Annotated in this window: 22 protein-coding genes and 1 tRNA gene; 16 read left to right on the plus strand and 7 right to left on the minus strand. The window is 41.8% G+C overall.

What is annotated here, in order from left to right:
• Positions 1–21 precede the first annotated feature (21 nt).
• Positions 22–474 (plus strand): Lrp/AsnC family transcriptional regulator GigD, encoded by a 453-nt coding sequence (gene gigD, locus F993_RS01875; RefSeq protein WP_004657217.1) that lies wholly within the window; start codon positions 22–24, stop codon positions 472–474.
• A 274-nt stretch (positions 475–748) separates the two neighbouring features.
• A complete protein-coding gene (locus F993_RS01870) occupies positions 749–2,470 on the plus strand; it encodes a GGDEF domain-containing protein (RefSeq protein ID WP_004657219.1) in 1,722 nt (573 codons plus the stop codon).
• Positions 2,471–2,587: 117 nt separating this feature from the next.
• On the opposite strand, the gene uvrA is transcribed toward F993_RS01870, so the two are convergent.
• The gene (gene uvrA, locus F993_RS01865; protein ID WP_004657222.1) at positions 2,588–5,419 is read right to left on the minus strand and encodes an excinuclease ABC subunit UvrA; all 2,832 of its coding nucleotides are present in this window, start codon (positions 5,417–5,419) and stop codon (positions 2,588–2,590) included.
• Between the two features lie 244 nt (positions 5,420–5,663).
• On the opposite strand from uvrA, the gene F993_RS01860 reads away from it, so the two are divergent.
• The 3 genes from F993_RS01860 to F993_RS01850 all read left to right on the plus strand — a co-directional run bounded on the left by F993_RS01860 (position 5,664) and on the right by F993_RS01850 (position 7,672).
• The gene (locus F993_RS01860) at positions 5,664–6,266 is read left to right on the plus strand and encodes a TetR/AcrR family transcriptional regulator (RefSeq protein ID WP_004657224.1); all 603 of its coding nucleotides are present in this window, start codon (positions 5,664–5,666) and stop codon (positions 6,264–6,266) included.
• 3 nt (positions 6,267–6,269) lie between these two features.
• On the plus strand, positions 6,270–7,253 hold the full coding sequence (locus tag F993_RS01855) for a zinc-binding dehydrogenase (RefSeq protein WP_004657226.1): 984 nt from the start codon (positions 6,270–6,272) through the stop codon (positions 7,251–7,253).
• A 65-nt stretch (positions 7,254–7,318) separates the two neighbouring features.
• Positions 7,319–7,672, plus strand: coding sequence for a DUF1304 domain-containing protein (locus tag F993_RS01850; protein ID WP_004657228.1), 354 nt, complete (start codon positions 7,319–7,321; stop codon positions 7,670–7,672).
• 156 nt (positions 7,673–7,828) lie between these two features.
• Here F993_RS01850 and tenA read toward each other — a convergent pair whose 3' ends face one another.
• The gene (gene tenA / locus F993_RS01845; RefSeq protein WP_004657230.1) at positions 7,829–8,503 is read right to left on the minus strand and encodes a thiaminase II; all 675 of its coding nucleotides are present in this window, start codon (positions 8,501–8,503) and stop codon (positions 7,829–7,831) included.
• Positions 8,504–8,674: 171 nt separating this feature from the next.
• Between tenA and F993_RS01840 the strand changes: the two genes are divergently transcribed.
• The 3 genes from F993_RS01840 to ssb all read left to right on the plus strand — a co-directional run bounded on the left by F993_RS01840 (position 8,675) and on the right by ssb (position 11,906).
• A complete protein-coding gene (locus F993_RS01840) occupies positions 8,675–9,757 on the plus strand; it encodes a DUF475 domain-containing protein (RefSeq protein ID WP_004657231.1) in 1,083 nt (360 codons plus the stop codon).
• A 154-nt stretch (positions 9,758–9,911) separates the two neighbouring features.
• Positions 9,912–11,276 carry an MFS transporter gene (locus tag F993_RS01835; RefSeq protein ID WP_032812607.1) on the plus strand — a complete coding sequence of 455 codons (1,365 nt, stop codon included), beginning with the start codon at positions 9,912–9,914 and terminating at the stop codon, positions 11,274–11,276.
• 51 nt (positions 11,277–11,327) lie between these two features.
• Entirely contained in the window at positions 11,328–11,906 is a 579-nt protein-coding gene (ssb, locus tag F993_RS01830) for a single-stranded DNA-binding protein (RefSeq protein WP_004657235.1), read from the plus strand.
• A gap of 65 nt (positions 11,907–11,971) precedes the next feature.
• Here ssb and F993_RS01825 read toward each other — a convergent pair whose 3' ends face one another.
• On the minus strand, positions 11,972–12,649 hold the full coding sequence (locus F993_RS01825; RefSeq protein WP_004657237.1) for a hydrolase: 678 nt from the start codon (positions 12,647–12,649) through the stop codon (positions 11,972–11,974).
• 136 nt (positions 12,650–12,785) lie between these two features.
• Between F993_RS01825 and F993_RS01820 the strand changes: the two genes are divergently transcribed.
• Entirely contained in the window at positions 12,786–13,706 is a 921-nt protein-coding gene (locus tag F993_RS01820; protein ID WP_004657239.1) for a LysR substrate-binding domain-containing protein, read from the plus strand.
• A gap of 10 nt (positions 13,707–13,716) precedes the next feature.
• On the opposite strand, the gene F993_RS01815 is transcribed toward F993_RS01820, so the two are convergent.
• Together F993_RS01815 and ycaC are read right to left on the minus strand one after the other, a co-directional pair.
• Positions 13,717–14,643 carry a LysR substrate-binding domain-containing protein gene (locus F993_RS01815; protein WP_004657242.1) on the minus strand — a complete coding sequence of 309 codons (927 nt, stop codon included), beginning with the start codon at positions 14,641–14,643 and terminating at the stop codon, positions 13,717–13,719.
• A gap of 336 nt (positions 14,644–14,979) precedes the next feature.
• Positions 14,980–15,606, minus strand: coding sequence for an isochorismate family cysteine hydrolase YcaC (ycaC, locus tag F993_RS01810; RefSeq protein WP_004657244.1), 627 nt, complete (start codon positions 15,604–15,606; stop codon positions 14,980–14,982).
• Positions 15,607–15,891: 285 nt separating this feature from the next.
• Here ycaC and F993_RS01805 point away from each other — a divergent pair, with 285 nt between their 5' ends.
• The 4 genes from F993_RS01805 to F993_RS01790 all read left to right on the plus strand — a co-directional run bounded on the left by F993_RS01805 (position 15,892) and on the right by F993_RS01790 (position 19,749).
• Complete coding sequence (locus F993_RS01805) at positions 15,892–16,758, plus strand: pirin family protein (RefSeq protein WP_004657245.1); 867 nt, start codon at positions 15,892–15,894, stop codon at positions 16,756–16,758.
• A gap of 432 nt (positions 16,759–17,190) precedes the next feature.
• Positions 17,191–18,489: an FAD-dependent oxidoreductase gene (locus F993_RS01800; RefSeq protein ID WP_004657247.1), complete on the plus strand. Its 1,299-nt coding sequence runs from the start codon at positions 17,191–17,193 to the stop codon at positions 18,487–18,489.
• Positions 18,490–18,491: 2 nt separating this feature from the next.
• The gene (locus F993_RS01795) at positions 18,492–19,319 is read left to right on the plus strand and encodes an SAM-dependent methyltransferase (protein ID WP_004657249.1); all 828 of its coding nucleotides are present in this window, start codon (positions 18,492–18,494) and stop codon (positions 19,317–19,319) included.
• Between the two features lie 7 nt (positions 19,320–19,326).
• A complete protein-coding gene (locus tag F993_RS01790; protein ID WP_004657251.1) occupies positions 19,327–19,749 on the plus strand; it encodes a GFA family protein in 423 nt (140 codons plus the stop codon).
• Positions 19,750–19,758: 9 nt separating this feature from the next.
• Here the strand turns inward: F993_RS01790 and F993_RS01785 are convergent.
• A tRNA-Thr gene (locus F993_RS01785) sits at positions 19,759–19,834 on the minus strand.
• Between the two features lie 100 nt (positions 19,835–19,934).
• Positions 19,935–20,261, minus strand: a complete 327-nt coding sequence (locus F993_RS01780) for a gamma-glutamylcyclotransferase family protein (RefSeq protein ID WP_004657253.1) — start codon at positions 20,259–20,261, stop codon at positions 19,935–19,937.
• Positions 20,262–20,734: 473 nt separating this feature from the next.
• On the opposite strand from F993_RS01780, the gene F993_RS01775 reads away from it, so the two are divergent.
• The 3 genes from F993_RS01775 to F993_RS01765 are packed head-to-tail and all read left to right on the plus strand — an operon-like array spanning position 20,735 to position 25,680.
• Positions 20,735–21,856 (plus strand): hypothetical protein, encoded by a 1,122-nt coding sequence (locus F993_RS01775; protein ID WP_407637360.1) that lies wholly within the window; start codon positions 20,735–20,737, stop codon positions 21,854–21,856.
• Positions 21,857–21,886: 30 nt separating this feature from the next.
• Positions 21,887–24,628, plus strand: coding sequence for a type VI secretion system Vgr family protein (locus F993_RS01770; protein WP_004657256.1), 2,742 nt, complete (start codon positions 21,887–21,889; stop codon positions 24,626–24,628).
• Between the two features lie 44 nt (positions 24,629–24,672).
• Positions 24,673–25,680 (plus strand): T6SS immunity protein Tli4 family protein, encoded by a 1,008-nt coding sequence (locus F993_RS01765; protein WP_004657258.1) that lies wholly within the window; start codon positions 24,673–24,675, stop codon positions 25,678–25,680.
• The last annotated feature ends 5 nt before the right edge of the window (positions 25,681–25,685 follow it).

Consider the following 25,685-nt stretch of genomic DNA (forward strand, 5'->3'; position numbering starts at 1 on the left):
TTATTAGAATAATTTCCGAATATGAATATTGATGCGATTGATCTTAAAATCCTAAATTTCTTGCAGAACGATGCACGCCTGAGTAATCAGGAATTGGCCGATCTGGTGAATCTTTCCCCCTCTGCCTGTCATCGACGGGTCAAGCTTTTGGAAAGCAATGGCATTATTGAGAAATACCAAGCTCGGCTCAATTATGAAAAATTAGGCATTAAAATTGAGGCAATAGTTGAAATAAAATTAATTCAACTCACTGAAAGTGATCATAATTTTTTCTTAAAGCAGATTGAGGACTTTGAAGAAGTTGTGAACGCCTATGTGATTACAGGTGAATCGAATTATGTGCTGCATGTGGCGACCAAAGACCTGAATGCGTTTTCACAATTCATTATTAATAAATTGAATAAGATTAAGGGCATTATGAGTATTAATTCTAAGATCATTTTGGATAAGGTGATTCAGAAAAAACTGCTTTGATTGTCTATGCGCTATTGAAGCTTGGTCTAAATTTATAATACTTTATTTTAATAATATAAAACACTTAGCCTGTTTTAATTAAATAAAAATCATTCTCAAATTTGATTTTTTGAAAATAATCTCAATATGACAACCACGATTGAATTCAAGCTGCCGCGATTAATGTAACCAAAAACCTTGGTTTAAGCGTGGTAGTACGATTTAGAATTCAGGTAAAATTAAGTTCTATTTAAAAATCAATTGAGATCGTTTTTGAAAAGTGCAAGGTGTGTGAATGGGGCGTAAATTAAAAAGCTCGAAATTACGATCTGAGCAAATTAGCCGTCGCCTCTTTTTCTGCATGATTGTCATTATCTTTTCGATTTTTTATCTTTCCATTCCTTTAATTATCAATAGTTACCAAGAATATATCAAATCTGATCAGACCTTGACAGAAATTACCTGTCTGCGCGCCTTAGTCAAAACATCCAATAAAATTTCCAGAGAACGGGCACCTTCCAATAAAGTGATGTCGAGCCAGCCTGAGGTGCTGTTAGAAAATCAAAAGGAATTATTCGAATATCGTAAAATTGTCGATGCGCAGATTGATGAGACCATTGAGGTATTAACACAACATGGCTTTAGGTTAATTGCTTATGAACTGGAAACAGGTCTAAAAGTTAAATTATCCAAAGCACGCGGTATTGTCGATGCCTATGCCAATACACCGCATGCAGAGCGAACCTCGAAGCAATACGATCATGCGATTTTATCGATGTTTAGTGTTTGGGATGAAAGCCGTGAGTTTTTAACTTGGTTATTGGTACGTTCTAATAGTAAAAATAGCAAGATGTCGAATTACTTTACCTCGATTCTGGTGCTCACGGATATGCGTGATCAGGCAGGACGGGTGGCATCTAATATTATGGCGCCTGTGACCTTTGATGAGAAAATTTCAGATGAAAACCGAGCGCGCTCGTTACAGACTCAACATCAAGCAATTTATCTCTGGGAATTAATTGATACGATTCAGCCGGAACAGTCAAAGACGCTTGAATATGTACGCTTGTATCGCCGTGTCAAAACTGAATTTCTAGATAAAGGCTTGCCGATCGTGGCCAAGTTGCTTGATGAAAGCAAGAATAATCAGGCCTATTTCCTGTCGGGTACAGAACTGACAGAACGAATGGTGGGGAAATTCACCACGGTGATGGATTTGCAAAACTATATTCTGGATTACAGTATTCGGGTGGCTGATGAACAGAATAAGTTGGCTAAGCGGCAATTCATATTCACCTTGTGTATTTCAAGTCTGTCTTTGCTGATCGCCATTTTTACCATGATCTATGCCAAGAGAAGGGTATTTAGTCCATTAATTCATGCCCGTAATATGATTTTACGACTCTCGGGGACCTCCGATGAACTTCCTACTGAAAATAAACGCAAAAGCGAATTTTTTTCTTTGTTTGAGGCGATTGATAAACTCAAAGTCATGTTGACGCAACGTGATCAAATGGAACTGCAACTTAAGCAAATTGCGAATACGGATGTGTTAACTGGAGTCGCTAATCGATTAGCTTTGGATGAATATATTCAAATGTTGGAATCCAAACCTGAGTCTTTGTCACAGACCTGCGTGATTGCGATTGACATTGATAATTTTAAGTTCGTGAATGATCAGTATGGTCATATTGTTGGGGATCAGGTGATTAGTATGATTGCCGATCAACTGAAACATAATGTTCGGGCATCAGATTTAATTGTGCGTTATGGTGGTGATGAGTTTTTGGTGGTGATTGAAAATATTCAAATGGGTGCCGCCAAAGTTGTCGCAGAAAGTATTCGTTCTGGGATTTTAAAAGAAAAAATTGTGATTCCGAATGTGGCGGAGTCGATTCATGTGTCGGTCAGTATCGGTGTCGCAATTGGCGCCAAGAGTTGGTTAGAGCTGTTAGAAAAAGCCGATCAGTCGTTGCTTAAAGCGAAGGCGAAAGGGAAGAATATTGTAGAGACTTGATGGGTTATAGGAAAAGAAGCTGGAATTATTCTAGAGTGTTTAATCTAGAAGCAAAACAGGATTAAGTGGCTGTGCTTAATCCTGCTTGAGAGCGTTAAAATTTATTGAATGGGAGTATTATTTCAACATCGGTTTTAAGAAACGACCGGTATGTGAAATTTCAACTTGCGCCACTTGTTCTGGTGTTCCTTCAGCAATAATCTGACCACCACCCGAACCACCTTCAGGGCCAAGATCAATCACCCAGTCCGCAGTCTTGATCACATCCAGATTATGCTCAATCACCACAATGGTATTGCCCTTATTGCGTAGCTCATACAAAATGTCGAGTAACTTGGCAATATCATGGAAATGCAGACCTGTGGTCGGTTCATCCAGAATATATAAGGTTCGACCTGTATCGCGTTTTGCCAATTCACGTGCCAGTTTGACCCGTTGTGCTTCACCACCTGAAAGCGTGGTTGCTGCTTGTCCTAAACGAATATAGCCGAGCCCGACTTGGGTTAAGGTATCTAAACGGCGATGAATCACCGGAATCGCACTAAAGAATTCAGCGGCATCTTCAACTGTCATTTCCAAGACATCAGAAATATTTTTGCCTTTATAGCCGACTTCTAAAGTTTCACGGTTATAACGTTTGCCATGGCAGGCATCACATGGCACATACATATCCGGCAGGAAGTGCATCGCCACTTTGATCATGCCATCGCCTTCACAGGCTTCACAACGGCCACCTTTTACGTTAAACGAGAAACGACCTGCACTATAACCACGCGCTTTGGCTTCTGGGGTTTGCGCGAATAACTCACGAATTGGTGTGAATAAACCCGTATAGGTTGCAGGGTTGGAACGAGGGGTACGCCCAATTGGACTTTGGTCAATATCGACCACTTTATCCAAATGCTGTAAGCCATCAATCGAGTCAAACTTTTCCGCAGTCAGGGTCGTCGCACCATTCAGTTGAGTCGCAGCCAAAGGCAATAAGGTACGGTTAATCAGCGTTGATTTACCTGAACCTGAAACCCCTGTGACACAGGTCATGATGCCCAATGGGATAGTCAAATCCACATTCTGTAAGTTATGTCCGCTGGCACCAGAGAGCTTGATGACTTCATCTGGGCGCGGTGAGATGGTACGTTGTTTCGGTACTTCAATTTTGCGCTTGCCTGATAGATATTGACCTGTGAGTGAGTCTGCATGATTGGCCAACTCATCATAAGTGCCTTCAGCAATCACCGCACCGCCATGAATCCCCGCACCTGGTCCGATATCAATAATATGGTCAGCGGCACGAATCGCATCTTCATCGTGCTCAACCACCAGTACGGTATTACCTAAATCGCGTAGGCGAATGAGGGTTTGTAGCAAGCGATCATTATCACGTTGATGTAGACCAATCGAAGGTTCATCCAGCACATACATCACGCCCATCAAGCCCGCACCAATTTGTGAGGCCAGACGGATACGTTGTGCTTCACCCCCTGAAAGGGTTTCAGCTGAACGTGCCAAGCTGAGATAATTCAGGCCAACGCTGACCAAGAAGTGTAAGCGTTCACGAATCTCTTTAAAGATTTTATCGGCGATTTCGCCTTTAGCCCCTTCAAGGTTCAGGTCTTGATAATAATTTTCCGCATCACCAATCGACATTTTAGTGATCTGTGCAATGGTCTTGTCTTTGACCCGCACATGGCGAGAAATTTCATTGAGACGTGAACCACCGCAAGCATCACAGGCTGCATTCGACAGATATTGCGCCAGATCATCACGTACATAATTCGATTCCGTCTCACGGTAACGGCGTTCCAAATGCGGCAAAATCCCTTCAAAGGCTTGCACACGGCTGTGCTTACGGCCGCGTTCATCGATATAACTCAGATCGATTTTCTCTTTACCTGAGCCTTGTAAGAATTTCTTTTGTGTATCTTTATCCAGTGTGTTCCATGGTTGATCGAGGTCAATATTGAAATGATCAGCCACTTTTTGCAGCATGGTGTAGTAATACGGACGCTGTCTATCCCAGCCACGAATCGCCCCTTGGCTGATGGACACCTCTGGATTCGGAATCAGTTTATCAGCACTGAAATGGCTACGCGTTCCCAAGCCATCGCAGACAGGGCAGGCGCCGAATGGGTTGTTGAATGAGAACAGGCGTGGTTCAAGTTCAGCCACGGCACGATCACATTCAGGGCAGGAGTGTTTAGCTGAAAACACACGTTCAGGATGTTCGCCATTCATCCATGATAAAACTGCAATATCGCCGCCTAGACGCAATGCAGTTTCAAAGGATTCTGCAATACGGTTCCCCAGATCATCACGCACTTTAAAACGATCGACCACCACTTCAATGGTGTGTTTTTTCTTTTTGTCCAGTTCAGGCGGGGTATCAATATCAATAATTTCACCATCGACACGGGCACGCACAAAACCTTGACCTTGTAGCTGTTCAAACAGTTGGGTGTATTCACCTTTACGCTCACGGACTACAGGGGCGAGCAACATCAGTGCAGTGCCTTCTTCAAGGCTTTTGACTGCATCGACCATTTCTGAAATGGTTTGTGCCACCATCGGCAAATCATGTTCAGGGCAGTAGGGTGTACCTACGCGCGCATAGAGCAAACGTAAATAGTCATAAATTTCGGTAATGGTACCCACGGTTGAACGTGGGTTATGGCTGGTCGACTTTTGCTCAATCGCAATTGCAGGGGATAAACCTTCAATCGAATCGACTTCTGGTTTTTCCATTTGCGAAAGGAATTGACGCGCATAAGCGGAAAGTGATTCGACATAACGACGTTGACCTTCGGCATACAAGGTATCAAAGGCCAAGGATGATTTACCTGAGCCAGAAAGTCCCGTAATCACCACAAACTTGTCACGTGGAATATCGAGTGACACATTTTTTAAATTATGGGTACGTGCGCCTCGAATACGGATATGACTTTGACTCATAAATACATCTCAATAAGCTGAATATGAAAACGTGTATATGATAGCGATTTAAAATCGTTCAAGTGGTATAAAAATAATTAAAACGACAAATTGTGACGGTTAATGAACTGGTTCACATTTATCGCACGCTAAGCGCCTAGTATTTTTAGCATTCAATGCCTCAGATTACCATGTAAAAATTGATCACTTATTAAAATAGATATTTTACTATACGACTGGTCTAATATTAATTTATAGTATGCCTATGAAACGATCAAATAAAAGTGAAGCTACGCGACAACATATTCTCGATACCAGTTTTGAATTGGTATTACGTAAAGGTTTTGTCGGTGTTGGCTTGCAAGAGATTCTCAAGGCCTGTGATGTCCCGAAAGGGTCGTTCTACCATTATTTTGCTTCTAAAGAGGCATTTGGCTGTGCCTTGCTGGAACAATATATGGCGGATTATAAAGTCCGTGTCGAGCAGCTTTGGCAACAGACTGAACAAAGTGCTTATGCGCGTTTGATGGCGTTATGGCAGGCGTGGATCGATGATCCTGTGTATGGCAGTTGGGCAGAGAATTGTCTGATTGTGAAATTGGCCGCAGAGGTTGCGGATTTATCTGAAGACATGCGCCAAATTCTCAACCTTGGTGTGCATCGATTGACACAACGCGTGGCGTTGTTACTGCAAGAAGGGCAACAACAAGGCTCAATTCCTACCCATCTTGACCCACTCAAAACCGCCCAAGTGATGTATCAACTGTGGTTAGGAGCTGCCTTGATGACCAAGTTGGCCCAAGACAAAGCACCCTTACATTTAGCCTTAGAAACCACTCAACAACTGCTCCAACCGATTAAGGAATAAAACATGCAAAGTATTATCCATCACAGTTTTGGTGAACCCGTCGATGTGTTGCAGTTGGGTGATATGCCTCAGCCTGAGCCGAAAGCAGGTGAAGTTCGTATCAAGATGATTATGTCTCCAATCCATAATCACGATGTTTGGACTGTACGTGGTAGCTATGGTTATAAGCCAACCTTGCCTGCGATTGGGGGCAGCGAAGCGGTGGGTATCGTCGATGCAGTGGGTGAAGGTGTTGATGCAAATAAATTAGGACAGCGTGTTGCGGTCGCGGGGGTACATGGCAGTTGGGCGGAATATTTTATCGCGCCGGCAGCCAGTATTATTGCTTTAAATGACGCAATTGATGACCAGACCGCCGCACAACTAATCGGGATGCCGATCAGTGCGCTGATGCTCCTCGATTTTGTCAACGTACAAGCAGGTCAATGGTTGATTCAAAATACCGCAAATGGTGCGGTAGGGAAAACCGTCGCCATGATTGCTCAAGCGCGTGGACTGCAAGTGATTCATCTGGTTCGTCGTACTGATGCAATTGCAGAAATGCAGGCCTTAGGGATTCAGCACGTGGTGGCGACAAATCAGTCAGATTGGAAGCAACAAGTCAAAGCGCTTCATGCAGATCAGCCATTAATCGCTGGGGTGGATTCAATTGGCGGCAGTGCCAGCGGGGAAATGTTGAATTTACTCAGTGAAAATAGCCTATTGGTGTCATTTGGCAGTATGACTGGCGAGACCATGCAGATCTCATCGGGTGATCTGATTTTTAAACAAGCCACGGTTAAGGGATTCTGGGCTAGTGTGGTCAATAAAGAAATGTCAGTGGAACGTAAAAAGGCTTTGTTTGTAGAACTGATTACATTAGCAACACAGAAAAAACTGATTTTGCCAGTTGAAGGAGTATTCAGTTTTGACCAGATTAATACTGCTGCGTTGAAAGCAACTCAAGGCGCGCGTCAAGGTAAAGTGTTGTTAACACCATCAGTCTAAACATATTGGGTCAGTTTTGTGACTGAACCAATTAAATTCAAACACAATAAAAAGGAAAAAATCGCATGTTGGGACAAGTATTGATCGGGTTAATTGCAGTATTGCACGTTTATATCTTGGTGCTGGAAATGTTTTTGTGGGACAAGCCCTATGGTTTAAAAGCCTTTGGCAATAGTCTGGAAAAAGCACAACTGACCAAAGTGTTGGCACAAAATCAGGGACTGTATAATGGTTTCCTTGCCGCAGGTTTATTTTGGTCATTACTGGCACCAGCGACTTATGCCATTGCGATTGCCAATTTCTTTTTAGCTTGTGTGCTGATTGCAGGGATTTATGGCGGTCTGACCGCGAGTAAAAAGATTATTTATATTCAGGCAATTCCAGCATTGATTGCTTTAATTGTGGTGAATGTTTTTTAATCGAAAAATTGATATAGGCATTTGAGCCTATTTATGTTTTAATGCGCTCAGTTTGAGATGAGCCTCATACAGTATATCGGACGATACGATATACGACTAAGCCCCTTAATTGGGGCTTTTTTATGTCTGGAGAAAATACGACGCAGGGTTGGGCGCTTAGGCTTGATCGAGTCCTAACCATTGGCGTTGCTGATAAGCACTGTCCCAGAATAACCACTCCAGTTTTGCCCCCATGCTATAGGCTGCATGCATTTTGGCTAAGGTATCTTCATCACAACGGGCTGCCACTTTATCAACCGTCGCAATCACATTACGTACCGCGGTATTAAATTCCTCTCCTGCATAGGTATCGATCCATGCTTGGTAAGGATTGTTGGCAACCGATTGGCTGACGATATCTTTACCCACTTCGGCATAAATCCAGAAACAGGGCAGTAAGGCCGCCAAAATCACAGGATAGCTTTCTGACCATGCGGTTGCCGTCAAGAATGAGGTGTAATGATGACAGGCCAAAGTCAGCGGTGTGCTTTCAAACTCGGTTTTGCTGATCTCAAATTCCTGCATAAAGTCACTGTGCAAGCTGCGTTCCACAATAATGGCGATTTTTGCTGCTTCAGAAAATTGAATCACATCATCAGCTTCATAAGCCTTTGCGGCAGCAACCGCTAAGGCACGACCATAGGCCAATAAGTAATGCGCATCTTGAATCACATAATGACAAAAAGCTGTACGGTCGAGTGTGCCTGCTGCAAGTTCCTGATTAAACGGAAGCGCTAATATTTTTTGATATAAATCTTGATTACGTTGCCAAACATCTTGAGAAAACGTCATGGAATGAACCTATTAAAGTACATATAAAAGAAATCTTTCAGCACTATAGCAGAGTCTGGTTGGGATGGTTTTCTTTGCCAAACAAGTGCAACAATCTTTTCTGTTTTTGGGTCAAAACTCGCCTACAATAAGCACATTTTTATCACTCTACATTTGGATAAAAGGCTGCTCATGAAGCATTTCCGTTTCTCAATATTTTTTACGATTGTGTGTTTAGCACTTTCGGCCTACTGGGGCTATACGCACGGCCCTGAAGCGGGTGTTGCCACCATGCTAAAAGCACTGACCATTACTGCCATTCTAGCGGTGATGGAAGTATCTCTTTCTTTCGACAATGCGGTGGTGAATGCCTCAGTACTGCGTGGTTGGGATCATTTCTGGAAAATGATCTTCTTGACCGTCGGTATCCTGATTGCCGTATTTGGGATGCGTTTAATCTTCCCTGTGGTGATTGTCGCGGTAACCGCGGACATGGGTATGGTTGAAGTCGCCAAAATGGCCCTGAATGATCCAAAAACCTATTCAGAACGCTTAATGGCCCATCATGCTGAAATTTCAGCCTTTGGGGGTACCTTCTTATTGATGGTGTTCCTCAACTTCTTCTTTGACGATGGTAAAGAAACCCATTGGTTTAAATGGTTGGAAGCGAAATTAGCCCATTTGGCCAACGTGCCTGCCATGTCGGTGTTCTTGGCTTTGATCGCGATGATTATTATGGCGGCGAATGTCGATGAGTCTGCTCGTTTGGCTGTGACCATGGCAGGAATCTGGGGCATCGTGGTGTATATCGGGGTACAGGTCTTGAGTCATTTACTGGGTGGTGAGCCTGAGATTGATGAAAATGGCAATGCCATAGGCCATGACTCAAGTGGCGCAGCTTCGGGTGTGGTAAAAGCCGGTTTTGGTGGTTTCCTCTACCTTGAAGTACTTGATGCATCCTTCAGCTTTGACGGTGTGATTGGTGCATTTGCGATTACCAGTGATGTGGTAATCATCATGCTGGGTCTAGCGATCGGTGCAATCTTTGTCCGTTCAATGACTATTTACTTGGTCGAAAAGGGCACTTTGGATGCATATATTTATTTAGAGCATGGCGCACACTATGCGATTGGTGCACTGGCATTCATCATGATTGCCAGCGGTACTGGCTTACATGTGCCTGAAGTGGTCACAGGTTTGATCGGCGTGGCCTTTATTGTGTGGGCGGTGTTGGCCTCGATTCAATATAGCAAGCGAGAACAGCAAGCTTCTTAAGCTTGTTTTCAGCTTGATCAGCTAGTGTAAATAAAGGAGCGAACATCGCTCCTTTATTTTTCCTTGAAGAAAGATTGTGATTTTCATGATCTAACTTACAACCTTTGTAGGCGAATGGCTTATAATTCGCTGAGCCAGTTATAGTGTCTTATCAATAATGAATGCTTTAGAACGCCGTTCAACCTTTGCCTTAAGTAGCATTTTTGCCTTACGCATGTTGGGCTTGTTCATGATTATTCCTGTATTTTCGGTCGCAGGACAATCCTATCAATATGCCACACCTGCCTTAATCGGTCTCGCGGTGGGGGTCTATGGCTTAACCCAAGCAATTTTACAGATTCCATTTAGCCTATTGGCCGATCGCTTTAGCCGTAAGCCTTTGGTGGTGCTTGGCTTATTGTTATTTGCCATTGGTGGTGCCATTGCTGGTCTATCCGACAGCATTTACGGGGTGATTATTGGACGTGCCATCGCAGGTGCAGGTGCTGTTTCAGCAGTGGTGATGGCATTACTGGCCGATGTCACCCGTGAAGAACAACGCACCAAGGCTATGGCCGCAATGGGCATGAGTATTGGTCTGTCTTTTGTGGTGGCCTTTAGCTTAGGACCGTGGCTGACCAGTCTGGTGGGCATTTCAGGTCTGTTCTTTGTCACCACCATTATGGGTTTGGCTGCGATTGCAATGCTCTTGCTGGTCCCTAAAGTCACGCGACACCATCGCAACTATCAGCAAGGCTATCTGAATCAGCTCAAACAAGTCATCCAAATGGGTGAGTTGAATCGTCTGCATGTCTCAGTCTTTGCACTGCATTTATTGCTGACTGCGATGTTTATTTATGTGCCTTCACAGTTGATTGAATATGCTGGAATTCCTTTAGCAAAGCATGGTTTAGTCTATTTACCATTGTTGGTCATCAGCCTGTTCTTTGCCTTCCCAAGCATTATTATCGCGGAAAAATATCGCAAAATGCGCGGCATTTTTCTCACTGCGATTGCAGGGCTTATCGGCGGTTTGCTGATTCTAATCTTTGGCTATGAGTCTAAATATGTATTGCTGGCAGGGTTGGGATTATTCTTTATCGCCTTCAATGTCATGGAAGCATTATTACCCTCTTGGTTATCCAAAGCAGCACCGATCCAATCCAAAGCCACTGCCATGGGCGTCAATGCTAGTAGCCAGTTCTTGGGTGCATTCTTTGGCGGAACCTTGGGTGGGCAGCTTTTGATGTTACAGAATACTGCGCTCGGGTGGAGTGTGCTGACGGGGATTGCTATAATATGGCTGCTAATTAGTTTTGGTCTGGCTCAGCCGAGATATTTGTCTTCTATTGTGTTGCCTTTACCTCAAGCAATACAAACAGATGAATGGACTTCAAAACTTTTGGCAATTCGTGGTATTGAAGAAGTCGTGGTGATGCCAGAACAGCAAGTTGCGTATATTAAAGTCGATAAACAGTGCATTGATGATGCTGGGCGACAAGATTTAACGCACTTGATTGGCAAAGAGGTAGCCATTTAATCATAACTCTTATAAAGTAAAACATAGAAATATATAGGATGAAGACAGCTAATGCGTGGTGTGAATAAAGTTATTTTAGTAGGTACTTTAGGTAAAGATCCAGAAACTAAAACCTTTCCAAATGGTGGATCATTAACTCAATTCTCGATTGCAACCAGTGAATCGTGGATGGACAAAAGTACGGGTGAGCGTAAAGAGCAAACAGAATGGCACCGTATCGTGTTGCATAACCGTTTAGGTGAAATTGCACAACAGTATCTACGTAAAGGTTCAAAAGTGTATATCGAAGGTTCATTGCGTACCCGTCAATGGACCGACCAAAATGGTCAAGAGCGTTACAGCACTGAAATTCGTGGCGATCAAATGCAGATGCTGGATAGCCGTCAACAAGGCGAGCAGAGCGGTGGCGACTTTAACCAACCCCGTTTTAACAATAATAACCAAAGTGGCGGTTACCAAAATACAGGCTATAACAATAACAACAACCAAGGTGGTTATGGTCAAGCTGGCGGCAATCAAGGCAATTATGCGGGTAGTCCTCAAGCAGGTAATGGTTTTAATACACCAAAAGCAGCACCGCAACCCGCTGCGGCAGCACCTGCTGATTTAGACGATGATTTACCGTTCTAACTCCGCATAGTCGGCACAAAAAAGGCATAAAACTGGGTTTTATGCCTTTTTTGTTGCTGTTGATTTTATCGCGCAGAGTCCAAGGTTTCGTGGTTGGTCACCACTTCTTGGGCTTTGCTGTAACTTTCAATCAGAAGCTGATAAGCAGGGAAAATCTGAGTATAGACCTGTGCCCATTCCAATGCATCGTCACGGTTCCAAGTACGCTGAATTTCTGATGCCACAGCCGCGGTATCCATCGGCACCACACCAGCTTGCACCACACGAGCTAGGGTAATTTCTTCTGCCATTTTGCTATAGGTTCCAGAAGCATCAATCACGGCAAAGACTTTGTAACCTTCGGCAACAGCACTGATCGCAGGGAAGGCCATACATACACTGGTAATCGTGCCTGCAATAATTAGGGTATTACGGCCTGTCGCTTTAACGGCATTGACAAAGTCTTGGTTATGCCATGCATTGATCTCACCTTTACGTGCCACATATTGGGCATGCGGGGCATTGGCATGGATTTCTGGAATTAATGGGCCATTGGGACCTTGTGGTACAGAAGCGGTGGTGATCACTGGAATGTTGGCCAAACTGGCAATCTTGGCCAAGGCTGCTGCACGTTGACGTAATTCAGGCATTGGCATATCGCCGACGGTTTGGAATAAACCACTTTGGTGGTCAATCAAGAGCATCACGGCATCATTGACATCGATAACAGGTGCTTGACCATTGAAGTTTGCTGGCATTGTCATTGTTGTATCCTCATCTTGTCTTAGGGGGTATAATTAATAATATAGACAGGACGATTGGTGAGAAATATATAAAATAGGATATATTGTCATGTCAAAAGAACAATTATTGCCATTATTGGTGGGTTGAGCAAATAACATGAAAGATTTAAATGACTTATATTTCTTTGTGAAAGTGATCGATTGTGGTGGCTTTTCAGCAGCCAGCCAAGAATTGATGGTGACCAAGTCTTTACTCAGCCGTCGTATTGCTGAATTGGAAGATCGACTGGGGGTGAAGCTGATCAATCGAACCACTCGACAGGTCTCGATTACCGAGGTGGGTAAAATCTATTATCAGCATTGCAAGGCCATGTTGATTGAAGCTGAAGCTGCCGAAGAGGCAATCGAATTTTTAACGGCCGAGCCGCGTGGATTGATCAAGCTGTCTTGCCCGACCAATTTATTGCATATCAATATCAGTCAAATGTTGAATGAGTTTTTACGGCTGTATCCGAAAATCAGTCTGCATGTCGAAGCCACCAACCGCCGTGTGGATTTAATCAATGAACGGTTTGATTTGGCCGTGCGGATTCGTCCTTTACCTTTGCCAGACAGTGATTTAATTGTGCGCGAGTTGGCCTTGGCACGGCAGTTTATTGTTGCGAGTCCAGATCTGTTACATCAGTTTTATTCAATTAATGAGCCGCAACAACTAACCCAATTTCCCGTGCTCATGATGGAATCCTTTGCCCCTGAATATTATTGGCAATTATTTTCAAAGGATCAGCAAGAACAAAAAGTGCAGTGCCACCCACGTTTGACCACCACGGATTTGACTGCGCTTAGAGAAGCCACGCTGCAAGGCTTGGGCGTGGCAAAATTACCAGAATTGATGATAGCTGAAGACATTAAACAAGGGCGTTTGATTCATGTGTTGCCTGAATGGCAGCCTAAACCTGAGTTGATCCACTTGGTTTATACCTCTAGACGTGGATTGTTGCCGTCGATGAAATTATTGATCGATTTTCTGGTGCAAAAATTTGCGGAACTGAAACAGCACAATTCTGTGCTTTATTAATAATATTGCATTATAAAGAATAGCCACTGTCAGTTTTTGCCAATTCTCTCAGACCTTCCATCAGGGTCTCGATCAGCTTTTCCACCACTAAGCGCTGGCCTTTGCGCGAGGCATACACCAATTGTACGGTGCCCCGATTGGATTTCCATTCGGGTAATAGGTGAATCAGTTTACCTTTTTGGATATCCGCTTGCACCGTGAGATAAGGCAGATCGGCAATGCCCAAACCATCATGGACCGCATAATAGACGCCAGCCAAATCATTGCTTTTGACCCGCGGTTGATAAGGCACATCTACAGTTTCATCACTGTTGACATGACATAAATGCCAATAATATTGATGTTTTTGAATGCCTAAGGCTACGCTCGGATAGTGCTGTAGTTCTGAATAATGCTGAATAGTTCTGTCTTGCAGTAATTCGGGCGCTGCGACTAGACAATGCTCGGTTCGAATCACATCGCGGACAATTAAACTGGAATCTTGATTGGGTTCAAAACTGGTACGGATCGCGATATCAATATCATCATGTAGCACATCGACACGGCGGCTGGTCAGTTCTAAAGAGATTTCAACTTTGGGATAGGCTTTTAAAAACTGATTGAGTAATTTCCGAATCTGGAAATGCATCATTAATGGTGGGCAACTGATTTTGACCATGCCTTGTGGTTCATTTTTTTGCTTGAGCAAGACATTTTCGGCACATTCGACTTGTGCAATCACTTTGCAGCATTCTTCATAAAACTCTTGACCTAAATCCGTGACTTTAAAATGACGGGTAGTGCGTTGGATCAGGCTGACATTAAATTTATGTTCAAGTTCAATGATGTGACGGCTAAGCTTGGATTTGCTGATATTTTCAGCCTCGCTGGCCGCACTAAATCCGCCGTGTTTTACCACCAAATAGAAATAATGAAAGTCATCAAATGAGTTGATCAAGGCAAAGCGAATCCGATAAATATGACAAGATTAGGATAGCATTAACTAGGGGCTGTTGACATTTCACAGATGCTTGCGACAGAAGACATTTTTTAGACGATACAAGGCATGCCTTATGAGATTTAGTTATTCTAAATGAATAAGGCATAACACAGTAGCGGCAAAAAGTGTCTCTGTCCCGTAGGGTTATAGCTAAAACTTCCCTAAACTGCGTTATGAAACTTGGTAAGGGGAAGACCATTACCTGCATTTCATGCCTTGTTTATGTCGTTTTAGCTGATAACGCAAGACATGGCGGAAATATCAACAGACCCCTTCTAATCTTGATATGACGGTTTATTTTTCTGCAGTATTGGTGAAATAGCTGGTCATCAAGTTGCGATAATCTGGAATATGATTCGAGAATAAAGCGCCTAAGCCTTCGATATCATTGCGCCAGTCACGATGCAGTTCACAAGCCATCCCAAACCATGTCATGAGCTGTGCGCCTGCTTGTGACATACGATCCCACGCCGCATCGCGAGTGAGCGCATTAAAGGTACCTGACGCATCGGTAATCACAAATACTTCAAAGTCTTCTGCCAGTGCAGACAGGGCTGGGAATGCCACGCAGACTTCCGTGACCACACCGGCAATAATCAATTGTTTTTTACCTGTAGCTTTGACGGCTTTAACAAAGTCTTCATTGTCCCACGCATTGATTTGGCCTGGACGAGCGATATAAGGGGCATCGGGGAACAGTTCTTTCAGTTCAGGGACCAGTGGACCATTTGGGCCATTTTCAAAGCTGGTGGTGAGAATTGTCGGTAAGTTAAAGTATTTTGCGGCATCTGCCAATGCCAAAACATTGTTTTTAAATTTGTCTGGATCAATATCCCGAACCAATGAAAGGAGGCCTGCTTGGTGGTCGACCAAAAGTACAGCTGCATTGTCTTTGTCTAGGCGAATATAGTCTTTAGCCATTGTTGTATCCTCATGTTTTTGTAAAAAGAATACGGAAAAGAAAGTGAATTTCCGTAGTGCTTGAAATTATGCTAGTTAAATTTTTCATGTAGATGAAGCGCAAAAAATGAGATAAACAATATCAAAAATAGGATGATTGATAATGTTTAGAGATTATTTGTGTTTCTAACTTTTAATTGTCCTATATGTAGAATAATGTGTTGCCATTCTGAGCCTATAAGCATGCCTGTTTGAGGCGTAAAATAGAGCCCAAGAACAGAACTTCTACTCTATAGGAGAAACCAAATGAAAAGAATTCTGGGTGTGTATCAAAACAAACACATGCACTGGGTCGGTGATGGTTTCCCAGTGTATAACTTATTTTCCTACGACCGTTTAGGCCAAAGTATCAGTCCATTCCTTCTCTTGGACTATGCTGCACCCTATCAATTTGACCCAACCACAGCTCAACATGGCGTGGGTTCGCATCCACATCGTGGCTTTGAGACTGTGACCATTGCCTATCAAGGTGAAGTGACGCATAAAGACTCAAGTGGCGGTGGTGGAACCATTAAAGCTGGTGATGTGCAATGGATGACTGCAGGTGGTGGTATCTTGCATCAAGAGTTCCATTCGCCTGAGTTTGCCCATCAAGGTGGTTTGTTTGAAATGGTTCAGTTGTGGGTTAATTTGCCAGCGCATTCCAAAATGACGCCAGCAAAATACCAAGCCATTGAAGCAGATCAAATTCAGCACATTACACTGGATGATGCGGGTAGTGAGATGCGAGTGATTGCAGGTCAATACCAAGATACTGCAGGTGCAGCAACCACCTTTAGTCCAGTCAATGTCTGGGATGGTACGATTGTAAAAGATCAGGAACATACCTTTTATGCGACCGAAGGCCATACCGCATTGTTGGTATTGCTCTCTGGTCAGGTGGTCTTAAATGAGAACCAAAGCATAGAAGCACCGAGTTTGGTGGTACTCAGCCGTGAAGAAATTGACTTTAGTATCAAGGCTGAACAAGACAGTAAATTCCTGATCTTAACGGGTCAGCCGCTGAATGAACCGATTGAAGGTTATGGACCATTTGTCATGAACAGCAAAACGGAAATCGTTGAGGCAGTTCGTGATTTCAATAGCGGTAAATTTGGTTCAATGCAAGCTTAATTGCAAATTAAATCAGTTGCTTATATAAGAAAGCCTATCACTCCGTTAGAGTGATAGGCTTTCGCTGTAAGGGTCCTCTATTGATTTTTTTAATATTATGTCACTTATAATTATTCAGCTTGTTATGTGACTTTGTTCTCGTTATTGTTCAATAAAAATAGCACTAATATTGGGCTTTGCAAAGGCTGTAAAGTGCTGAAAATGAAAAAATATAGAATGTTCTGTATATTTTTATGTCCCAAAATGTAATAATTTTAATTCTTTCATGATGTTACGATTGAAATGCAATTTGTGATAAAATGTAACAAGAATCCAACAACGATATTACGACAAAAGTCTGGCAGAAGCCGTCAATCTGGTATTTTTTAATACCGTATTTCGCTTAACTATCGGTCATAATCAAGAAAAATCATCAACTGATGGGACATAATTTTGGATATTGCAATTATTGGCAGTGGAATGGCAGGACTTGCCTCAGCCAGAATCCTACATGATGCAGGGCATAAGGTCACGATATTCGAAGCACTCGCAGGTCGAGGCATGGATAGTCATAGTATTGATTTTGATGGTGGCATCATTGATGCCCCGCTCAGAGTCATGAATCCCAAGCTTTGGAAAAATACTTTAAGTTTGGCCAGTTACCTTGGGATTGAAACCTTTCCAGTCCGTACCTTTATGGCTTGCAGTTGGTTGTTTGAAGATAAAACAGATACATGGTTGACGACATCACGCAGCCGAATTGGCAATTTCCCAATTATTAATAACCGAAAAGGGATTCAGCAATATGGTTGGCGCTTAGTCAAAGGCATGTTGCAACTGAAAACAGCGGTACATCAATTCTTTAAATCGGATAATCAAGACATCACCTTAGCTGAGTTCATGAATCAATATCATATTGAGGAAGTGTTCTGGCATGGCACAGTGATGCCAGTGCTGTATACCATTTGTACTTGCCATCCTAAAACCATTGGTGAATGGCCAGCTAAACCTTTATTGGAATTTATTCGTCAGTTGACGGAAGGTGAAGCCTTATTGCGGATGAAAGGCGGAACGCCTGCATTAGTCAATCGCTTGATTGAAGGCATTGAAATTCATAGTGGTTCGCCTGTTCAAAAAGTTGAAGAGCAGGGCGAAAAAGTTTTGGTGGAAAATGCACAGGGTGAAAGCCAATTATTTGACCGTGTGGTGATTGCGACACCAACCCCAGTGATTGAAGATTTTCTCAAGCAGCCGCAATTTGCCGATGATATTGCCTTACTGAAAAAATTCCGCTTTGAACAGGGCGATTTGGTGATTCATACCGATCCAATTGTGATGCCACAACGCCGTAAAGATTGGGCGGTATTAAGCTATATGATGGATCGTAAATTTACCCGTCAGCAATTTACCGTATGGATCAATGCGATTGAGCCAAGCTTGGTGGGTAAAAATGCAGTATTCCAGACCTGGTGTCCGGTGATTGATATCGATCCGAAGAAAATCATTTCCAAGGTCAAACTCACCCGCGCAGTGGTCGATTCAGAAACCGTGGCTTTGAATAAACAAATTCAACAACGTCATTTGGATCTAAACCGTAAAGTGTTTTATTGCGGTTCATGGTCTTGCGATGGCTTACCAATTTTGGAATCTGCTGTGACTTCTGCGATGCATATTTCTGAAATCTTAGGTGCAGCCGTTCCATTTGTTGGATTAAAACCAAAAGTCAAAGTTGCGCCTGAACTCGGTTATTAAGTATGGCCACCTTCAAGCAAGCGCTGATCGAAAAAGTCATAGGGCATAAATATGCGATTGATGCCAAACGACTCGGTGATGATGCATTGCTTGCTTGGAGTAATTTAGGTTTTTGGCAAGACCAACATGATCATTATCCACAAGCTTGCCAAAGTCTGGCCGATCAAATTGCGCAATCGATTCAACTGAAATCCACAGATCATGTTTTAGATTTAGGCTGTGGACAAGGTGCCAGTTTGTTGCACTGGACCCAGCATTATCAGATTCAACAACTCAGTGCAGTTGAGTTGCAGCCTGATTGTGTCAAACGAATTCAAAAACAATTACCGCAGATTCAAATTCATTGTGGATCTTTTTTGAATTTAAAAGCACGGCAACTTTTGAATTCATTTGATGTAGTGCTGTGTATAGATGCGGCTTATCACAGTGATTTGAATTCATTTCTTGAATCTGCAGCTCCAGTTTTGAATTCAAAAGGTCGGATCGCGTTTCACACATTAATGTGGTCTGAAAATTGGCAGCAGTGTTCTGCTCTACAAAAACAGAAATATCGCTATCTATTAAAAAGTGCCGATGTGAATTGGCAGCATGTGATGGATCAGCAGCAGCTTGCACAGACTTTAGCACAGCATGGTTTTACTGATATTCAAATTCAGGATTTTTCTGAGCCAGTATTGAATGGTTTTGCGGAATATATCGAAACACGGGAAATTGAAAAATCAGCGTTTGATTTGGCCCAACTCAAAATAAACATGACTGCCAAGTTGTGCCGAAAACTCTATCAAGATGGATTAGTGCGTTATATTCAAATCAGTGCAATAAAAAAGTGAGAACAAGATGCCAAATGAATATAAAGGTTCATGCCTGTGTGGGGCAGTGAGCTATCAGGCGCAGGTTGCGCCACGTTATCGTTTTAATTGTCATTGTCGTGATTGTCAGAAAGCCACAGGTAGTGCTTATGCACCGATTGCCTTCTTTCATCAATCAGAACTGAAGATTAATGGTGAATTAAAATATTTTGAGTCTTTGGGATTATCTGGGAAGCCGATCCGCCGTGCATTTTGCCCCAATTGTGGTTCACAAATGTTTGGCCTACCAGAACTTGTACCAGAGATGATTTCGATCCGTGCAGGAACATTGGATGAGCCAAATTTGTATCAACCACAAGCAGAATGTTTTGTGAGTCATGCAAATGAATGGGATCTATTAAATCCGAATATTTCGCATTTTGAGAAAATGATGGGGAAGAAACGAGAGTAAAGCGAGAAATGGTGCCGGCACACGGATTCGAACTGTGGACCTACTGATTACAAGTCAGTTGCTCTACCAACTGAGCTATGCCGGCAACGTGGCGAGAATTCTACAGAATCTAATTAAAAAAACAAGCGAAAAAATGAGCAATCAGATAAATTTAATTTGGTTGTCGAATTTTCGCCAATTTCAGCTTAACTATTGAGTGCATAGACAAAGGAATCAATCACTTCACCTGTGCTTAAATGCGCTTTAACAGGGACACGTTGATAGCCTGCACCTTCGAATTCATCCAGTGCTTGCCAGTGCTGTTCTAGGTTATCTGAGAAAAATACAAAGCCAGATACCTTTTGATCTGTTTGATCTAAAACAATACCCGGAAAGCCCAATTCAGCGCCCCAGCCTTGTTGTTTGAGTCTACCAAATACATGTGCTTCTACCCACGTACCACCAATATTTTCCATGATATGGGCATTGGGACGGTTGGGCCCTAGAGTCCCGTAAACAAATAAACTGAGCATAGTGAAAGGTAGAAAGGTAAAAGAAAGAGAGTAGCAGAGATGGGGCAGGATCGGGTATGAGCATGGATAAAAGAATTTTATTTTTTGAGAAATTATTATCTTTTGATATTTATGTAAGTGTTTAATTTTTTCCTTCTAACTCAATAAATATACCTCATATTCTAACTTAAAATTTTATACCTAATAGGTCAGTTTAATATACATATCAGGTGGAGTGTTGATTTCTAAAATAAAGATTAGTTAGTATTAAAATCGCTAAAAATGTTGGTGGATGCGATTTTATAATTGATTGCGAGCAGTGAAATAAAATAATGGGAAAATATAAATATTTTAAAATTAAAACGGTCAAGGATTGGGAGGGTGAGTATTGGGATGCCTAAGAGGAGCGAAAAACACATACAGGTATTATCGTCTATCGTGGCTGGCCTTATGGGTTTACCGCTAAAGATGAGGGCGTTAGTCCAAGTTTTTCAGTGATCTTAACCCCAGAGATGGCCGATTTTGTAAAAGAATACAAAGTCTTTGAAGTTGCGAAACAACTTGAACTCTCTTTAAGTATGGTCGGTAAATTCAGACGGCTATTGGGTATTCAAAGAAATTTTATCTATCGAAATAATTCATGGATTCTGGCACATCAAGATGAACTGTTGTACGACAGTTCAGAGACATTAAAAGCGAAGTATGGATTAACACGACCTCAAGTTTATCAACATAAAATCTGGTTGGCTGAACTTGTCGACATTCCTGTGCGGAAGAAACTTAGAAAAAAACAAGCTGAGGTGATTCAAGAGCAGTGGTTTCAAGCCAATAAACAACAGCTGAACGGCTTAACTGTTCAGGAAATCATAGAAAAATTTGATGTCAGTGTATTTATTGCTAAAAAATTTTATAACCGTATTCGGCAAGAGCTAGATGAATTCAGTTTTTCTGAAAAATTTCAAAATGATAAGCAAGAAAAGCGGCAATGGTTATTGGATCATCAAGAGGAATTATTAAACTCAGGAAAAACGGTTGCCGTCTTAGCTGATCAATTCCAAAAAATGCCAGAAGAAATTTTAAGAGCAAAAGCAAGATTAAGAGAAATACTGAATATCCCCAAAATGAAAGCACAAAAAGAGGCTTGGTTTGCGCTACATCAAGAAGACCTCCTCAATCCTGAGTTAAGTAATGAGGACTTAGCCAAAAAGCTTGGTTTGAGCCTTGAACAGATTTTTCGGAAGAAAGATGAATTAAGACAGCGTTTAGGTCTGGCAAAGCATAAGGATCGAGTTCAAGCATGGCGTTTAGAAAATCAGGAGATTTTACTGGACTTGCATTTAAGTTTGACTGAAGTTGCGAAAAGATTAAAACGGAGTGAAAAATATATTATTAAAAATCGTATGGTTTTAAGAAAATTTTTAAATATTAGCATTGAGGATCAAAAGAGGGCTTGGGTAAAACAACACCAACAGGATTTGGAGCAACTCAGTATTCCGAAAATACAAGAAAAATATCAGTTGGGCCGTTATGTTGTTCAAGGCTATCGAAGACTTTTTAGTTACAATGACACAAAACGAAACCTGTTCATAATTGAATCAGACAAATCATTCTGGTAATTTTTTTTGATCAAGAATAAGGCAATAATAATGTTGAATAATATCTTTAACGTCTTAGATAAATTAGGCGTTGGCACTCAAAAGCGTGCGATGAGTATTCAGTTTTCAAATACAGCACTTAATACTCAAGTCATGCTGCAACGCCTAGAGGGTTATCATGGTATTAATGATGGATTATCCTTAGAACTGATTTGTTTATCTACCAATCCTTATATCGAACTCAAACAATTTATTGGCTGTCAAGTTGCTGTTGATCAAGTGACAGATGCTGGTCAACTGTTTAGAACCACAGGAATTATTACAGGCGCAAGTCAGGGGCAAAGTGATGGTGCTTTAAGCCTTTATCGACTGACGATGCAGGATGCTACCAGCTTATGGCATAAGCGACGCAATAGCCGCGTGTTTATGAATAAAAGTGCGGTGGAGATTTGTGAAATTATTTTTAAGGAATGGCAAAGTAAAAGCCCTTTATTTGCAGCTAGTCTTAAATTAGATAGCAGTGGTTTGAGCAAGGACTACGATGTTCGTCCTTTCTCAATGCAGTCGAATGAAAGTGATTATGCCTATTTAACGCGGTTGTTACGTGAAGAGTCGATTAACTTTTTAATTGATGAATCCAGCTATATTGTCTCTAGTAATAGCCAGAGTATTGAGCCACAAAAATTACGTTTAATTGATGATAATGCACAATTTAAGGCACTTGAACGTCGAAACATTCGCTATCATCGCTCTCATGCGACAGAACAGTCGGATAGTATTACCAGCTTTATTGCACAACGCCAATTGCAACCCACTGCTATTCATGTGCAGCGCTGGCAGGCGGATAGTTTAAGCCAAGAAGATGCCAGTGGTTCCGTGATCAGTTCACATCAGCACAGTGCTCAGCGAGATAATGAAAGTTTAAGTCTGGAACAAGCATGGAATATTTCACCTGCTTGGATTCGTGATCTCAATGGAGAGGATCAAGCTACAGTCTCAGGAAATAGCCAGTTAGATAAACTCAATAAACAGCTAAATCAATATCAGGCTTTACAAGCAAAATATTTTACTGCGCATAGTAGTGTGCGGGATACACAGGTTGGTTATTGGTTTCAGTTGAACGATCATCCTGAGTTAGAAAAAAATCATAGCCAAAATGATAAACAGTTTTTGATTCTGACCAAGCATTTTTATAACCAGAATAACCTTCCTAAAGAGATTAAAGACCAAGTTGAGAAATTATTGAGTCTCAGCCATTGGACGATCAGTAAAGACAGTGAACAGGAACGCCAAGCCAATGAATTGATGGTTGTGCGCCGAACGATTGATATTGTGCCTGAATATGATCCATTGCTGCACCGTCCCATAGCACATGTACAGCGTGCCAAAGTGGTGAGTGATGGTGAAGAAATCCATGTCGATGAATGGGGGCGGATTAAAGTTCGCTTCCTGTTCACCCGTACAGTAGATCATGCGCATGATGGCGGTGCTGGCGCTAATGACAGTGATACCGATTCGGCATGGGTGGATGTGCTGACCCCTTGGGCAGGTGAAGGTTATGGTGCACGCTTTTTACCGCGTAAAGATGAATTAGTTGTGATTGACTTCTTTGATGGCAACATTGACCGCCCATTTGTGACAGGTCGCATCCATGAAGCACAACGTTCACCAACTAAATTTGATCTTAAAGGCCAACTTCCCGATACCAAAAAGCTGAGCGGGATTCGTTCTAAAGAAGTCGGTGGTGAAGGTTATAACCAACTGCGTTTTGATGATACTACAGGACAAATCAGTGCCCAGTTACACAGCAGTCATGGTACAACCCAACTGAATTTAGGCAATTTAAGTCATCCGAAAGAGACAGCTGAAAGCGAAGGTCGTGGTGAGGGTTTTGAGTTAAGAACGGATGAGTGGGGCGGAATTCGTGCCCCCAAAGGGATTTTGATTACAACGGAGGTCTCTGGTAATGCGGTTGGTAAGCAGCTTGACCGTGGAAACCTACAAAAGAATATTGAAAAGTTCTTAGGCACTAATACTGCAATTCGAGATGCGGCAAAAGGACATCAAACCACGGAACCTGACCTAGAACTTCAAGAGTCCCTAAAAACTGAACTTCCTCACTGGAATGAGTCAGATTCTACGCCATATATTGCGATTGATGCCAAAGATTCAATCATTCTAGATACGGATAAAGGGATTGTTGCCCAAGCCAAAGAAAATATCGATTTAAGTTCTGAACGGAATGTACAGATTTTTTCAGGGCGAGGCTTTTTGGCGAATGTCTTAGATAAGATTTCCCTTTTTGCGAAAGCTGCGGGCATTAAAATTAAAGCTGGGCAGGGTCCCATAGAAATAGAAGCTCAGGCTGATACGATGAAAATAGCCTCACAAGAACTGATGCACGTTTATGCGATTAATGACTTTGTCAAAATAGAAAGCGGTAAGGGAATATTATTAGCCGCGGGGGGCGGTTATATCAAAATTGAAGGTGGAAATATTGATGTTGTTTGTCCTGGTACCATGTCGCTAAAAGCAGGGCAGATTAAAACAATGGCGGGGAGTAATTTAAGTACTGACTTGGCGGCAATGCCTAAATTACAAATGGATTATGACGAGCAATTTATTGTTCGCAATCGTGCTGGTGTGGCGCAACCAAATACCAAATATAAGATTACGACAGAAGATGGGAAAGTTATTGAAGGTGTAACTGATGCTGAAGGAAAAACTCAAAAGGTTACGATGCTCTCTATGGGTAAAGCCGTATTGGAAATACTTGAACAGGCTAAAAACTAATGGTTTTTTTACTCAAGCTTTAGTTTAGATAAATAGGTGTAATTATGAGAATCCCATTAGCCTCAATAAATCTAGTTATTTTATTTTTATTCTCAGGCTGCTCTTACGCAGATAATGATAACACGAATGGTAGTCAAACAATGATTAAGTTAGATAAGATGCAAAATTGGTGCATTGGAAGGTATTCTTTCCAACTGCCTGTTAGCGCTGAGTTAATAGGTGGTTCAGATCGTTATAATTCTTTTTATATTAAAAATAAAAAAAATGCTTCCCATGATGATCTTAAAAAGGCCTATGAAGATAAACTGTTGGAATACTCTAAAAATAATATGCTTATCATTGAAGATAGAGCTGAACAGGTTAATGATGGAAAAACTGTTAAAGTGTTTAAAGGAAAAGTAGGTAAAGATCAAAGAGGAGCAAATGATGTTTATGCTTGGGTTTTAATGAATAAAACACTTTTTTTGATTAATGGAACTTATTCAACAAAATTTAAAACTGAAAGTGATGAAGCACTTAATCACTTGCTTAATAATTTAGTTGCACGGAAAAATAATGAAATTCCAACACAGGCTGGAGTTTGTATAGATAATGGCTTTATAAGAAATGAGGGGAAAGTATATAGACATAGTTACAATAGTATTGGATTTAGGCTAAAAGATGCGCCTTCCGTTAGGGTTGCACTCGAAGCTGAGGCACTTTCAAAACCAACCCCCGATTTAATAGAACGAACAAATTATAATTTAAAAAAAGAAGGACTGCTTGCTAAAGCAGAGGCAGAGACGAAAACAATTCGAAAAGGGGCTAAAGCTCAAAATCTAGGAGGGAAGTTAGAGGGAGTTGAGTGGTTAGTTAAAACTCCAATGAAAGGGAAAGATGGTGTTTTGGCAACTTGGGAACATCTTGGTACTCCAGGTTTGGCAACAGATCCTCTTGTGCAGTTAGAAGTTGATACTGGTTATGAAAATAATAATATAAAAACTGCAAGTATTAATGAAAAAGAATCCATTCATTTGTATGAAGTAATACTAAATACAATTAAAAGATTTTAGGAATT

Source organism: Acinetobacter proteolyticus (assembly GCF_000367945.1).
GTDB classification, from domain to species: Bacteria; Pseudomonadota; Gammaproteobacteria; order Pseudomonadales; family Moraxellaceae; genus Acinetobacter; species Acinetobacter proteolyticus.

What these genes read in the sequence shown, in the direction of transcription:
- F993_RS01805 (WP_004657245.1), top strand. Translation starts at nt 15,892, where the DNA reads ATGAAAAGAATTCTGGGTGTGTATCAAAACAAACACATGCACTGGGTC.
- F993_RS01840 (WP_004657231.1), top strand. Translation starts at nt 8,675, where the DNA reads ATGAAGCATTTCCGTTTCTCAATATTTTTTACGATTGTGTGTTTAGCA.
- F993_RS01855 (WP_004657226.1), top strand. Translation starts at nt 6,270, where the DNA reads ATGCAAAGTATTATCCATCACAGTTTTGGTGAACCCGTCGATGTGTTG.
- F993_RS01820 (WP_004657239.1), top strand. Translation starts at nt 12,786, where the DNA reads ATGAAAGATTTAAATGACTTATATTTCTTTGTGAAAGTGATCGATTGT.
- ssb (WP_004657235.1), top strand. Translation starts at nt 11,328, where the DNA reads ATGCGTGGTGTGAATAAAGTTATTTTAGTAGGTACTTTAGGTAAAGAT.
- ycaC (WP_004657244.1), bottom strand. Translation starts at nt 15,606, where the DNA reads ATGGCTAAAGACTATATTCGCCTAGACAAAGACAATGCAGCTGTACTT.
- F993_RS01870 (WP_004657219.1), top strand. Translation starts at nt 749, where the DNA reads ATGGGGCGTAAATTAAAAAGCTCGAAATTACGATCTGAGCAAATTAGC.
- F993_RS01825 (WP_004657237.1), bottom strand. Translation starts at nt 12,649, where the DNA reads ATGACAATGCCAGCAAACTTCAATGGTCAAGCACCTGTTATCGATGTC.
- F993_RS01765 (WP_004657258.1), top strand. Translation starts at nt 24,673, where the DNA reads ATGAGAATCCCATTAGCCTCAATAAATCTAGTTATTTTATTTTTATTC.
- F993_RS01860 (WP_004657224.1), top strand. Translation starts at nt 5,664, where the DNA reads ATGAAACGATCAAATAAAAGTGAAGCTACGCGACAACATATTCTCGAT.
- F993_RS01790 (WP_004657251.1), top strand. Translation starts at nt 19,327, where the DNA reads ATGCCAAATGAATATAAAGGTTCATGCCTGTGTGGGGCAGTGAGCTAT.
- F993_RS01795 (WP_004657249.1), top strand. Translation starts at nt 18,492, where the DNA reads ATGGCCACCTTCAAGCAAGCGCTGATCGAAAAAGTCATAGGGCATAAA.
- uvrA (WP_004657222.1), bottom strand. Translation starts at nt 5,419, where the DNA reads ATGAGTCAAAGTCATATCCGTATTCGAGGCGCACGTACCCATAATTTA.
- F993_RS01770 (WP_004657256.1), top strand. Translation starts at nt 21,887, where the DNA reads ATGTTGAATAATATCTTTAACGTCTTAGATAAATTAGGCGTTGGCACT.
- tenA (WP_004657230.1), bottom strand. Translation starts at nt 8,503, where the DNA reads ATGACGTTTTCTCAAGATGTTTGGCAACGTAATCAAGATTTATATCAA.
- F993_RS01780 (WP_004657253.1), bottom strand. Translation starts at nt 20,261, where the DNA reads ATGCTCAGTTTATTTGTTTACGGGACTCTAGGGCCCAACCGTCCCAAT.
- gigD (WP_004657217.1), top strand. Translation starts at nt 22, where the DNA reads ATGAATATTGATGCGATTGATCTTAAAATCCTAAATTTCTTGCAGAAC.
- F993_RS01850 (WP_004657228.1), top strand. Translation starts at nt 7,319, where the DNA reads ATGTTGGGACAAGTATTGATCGGGTTAATTGCAGTATTGCACGTTTAT.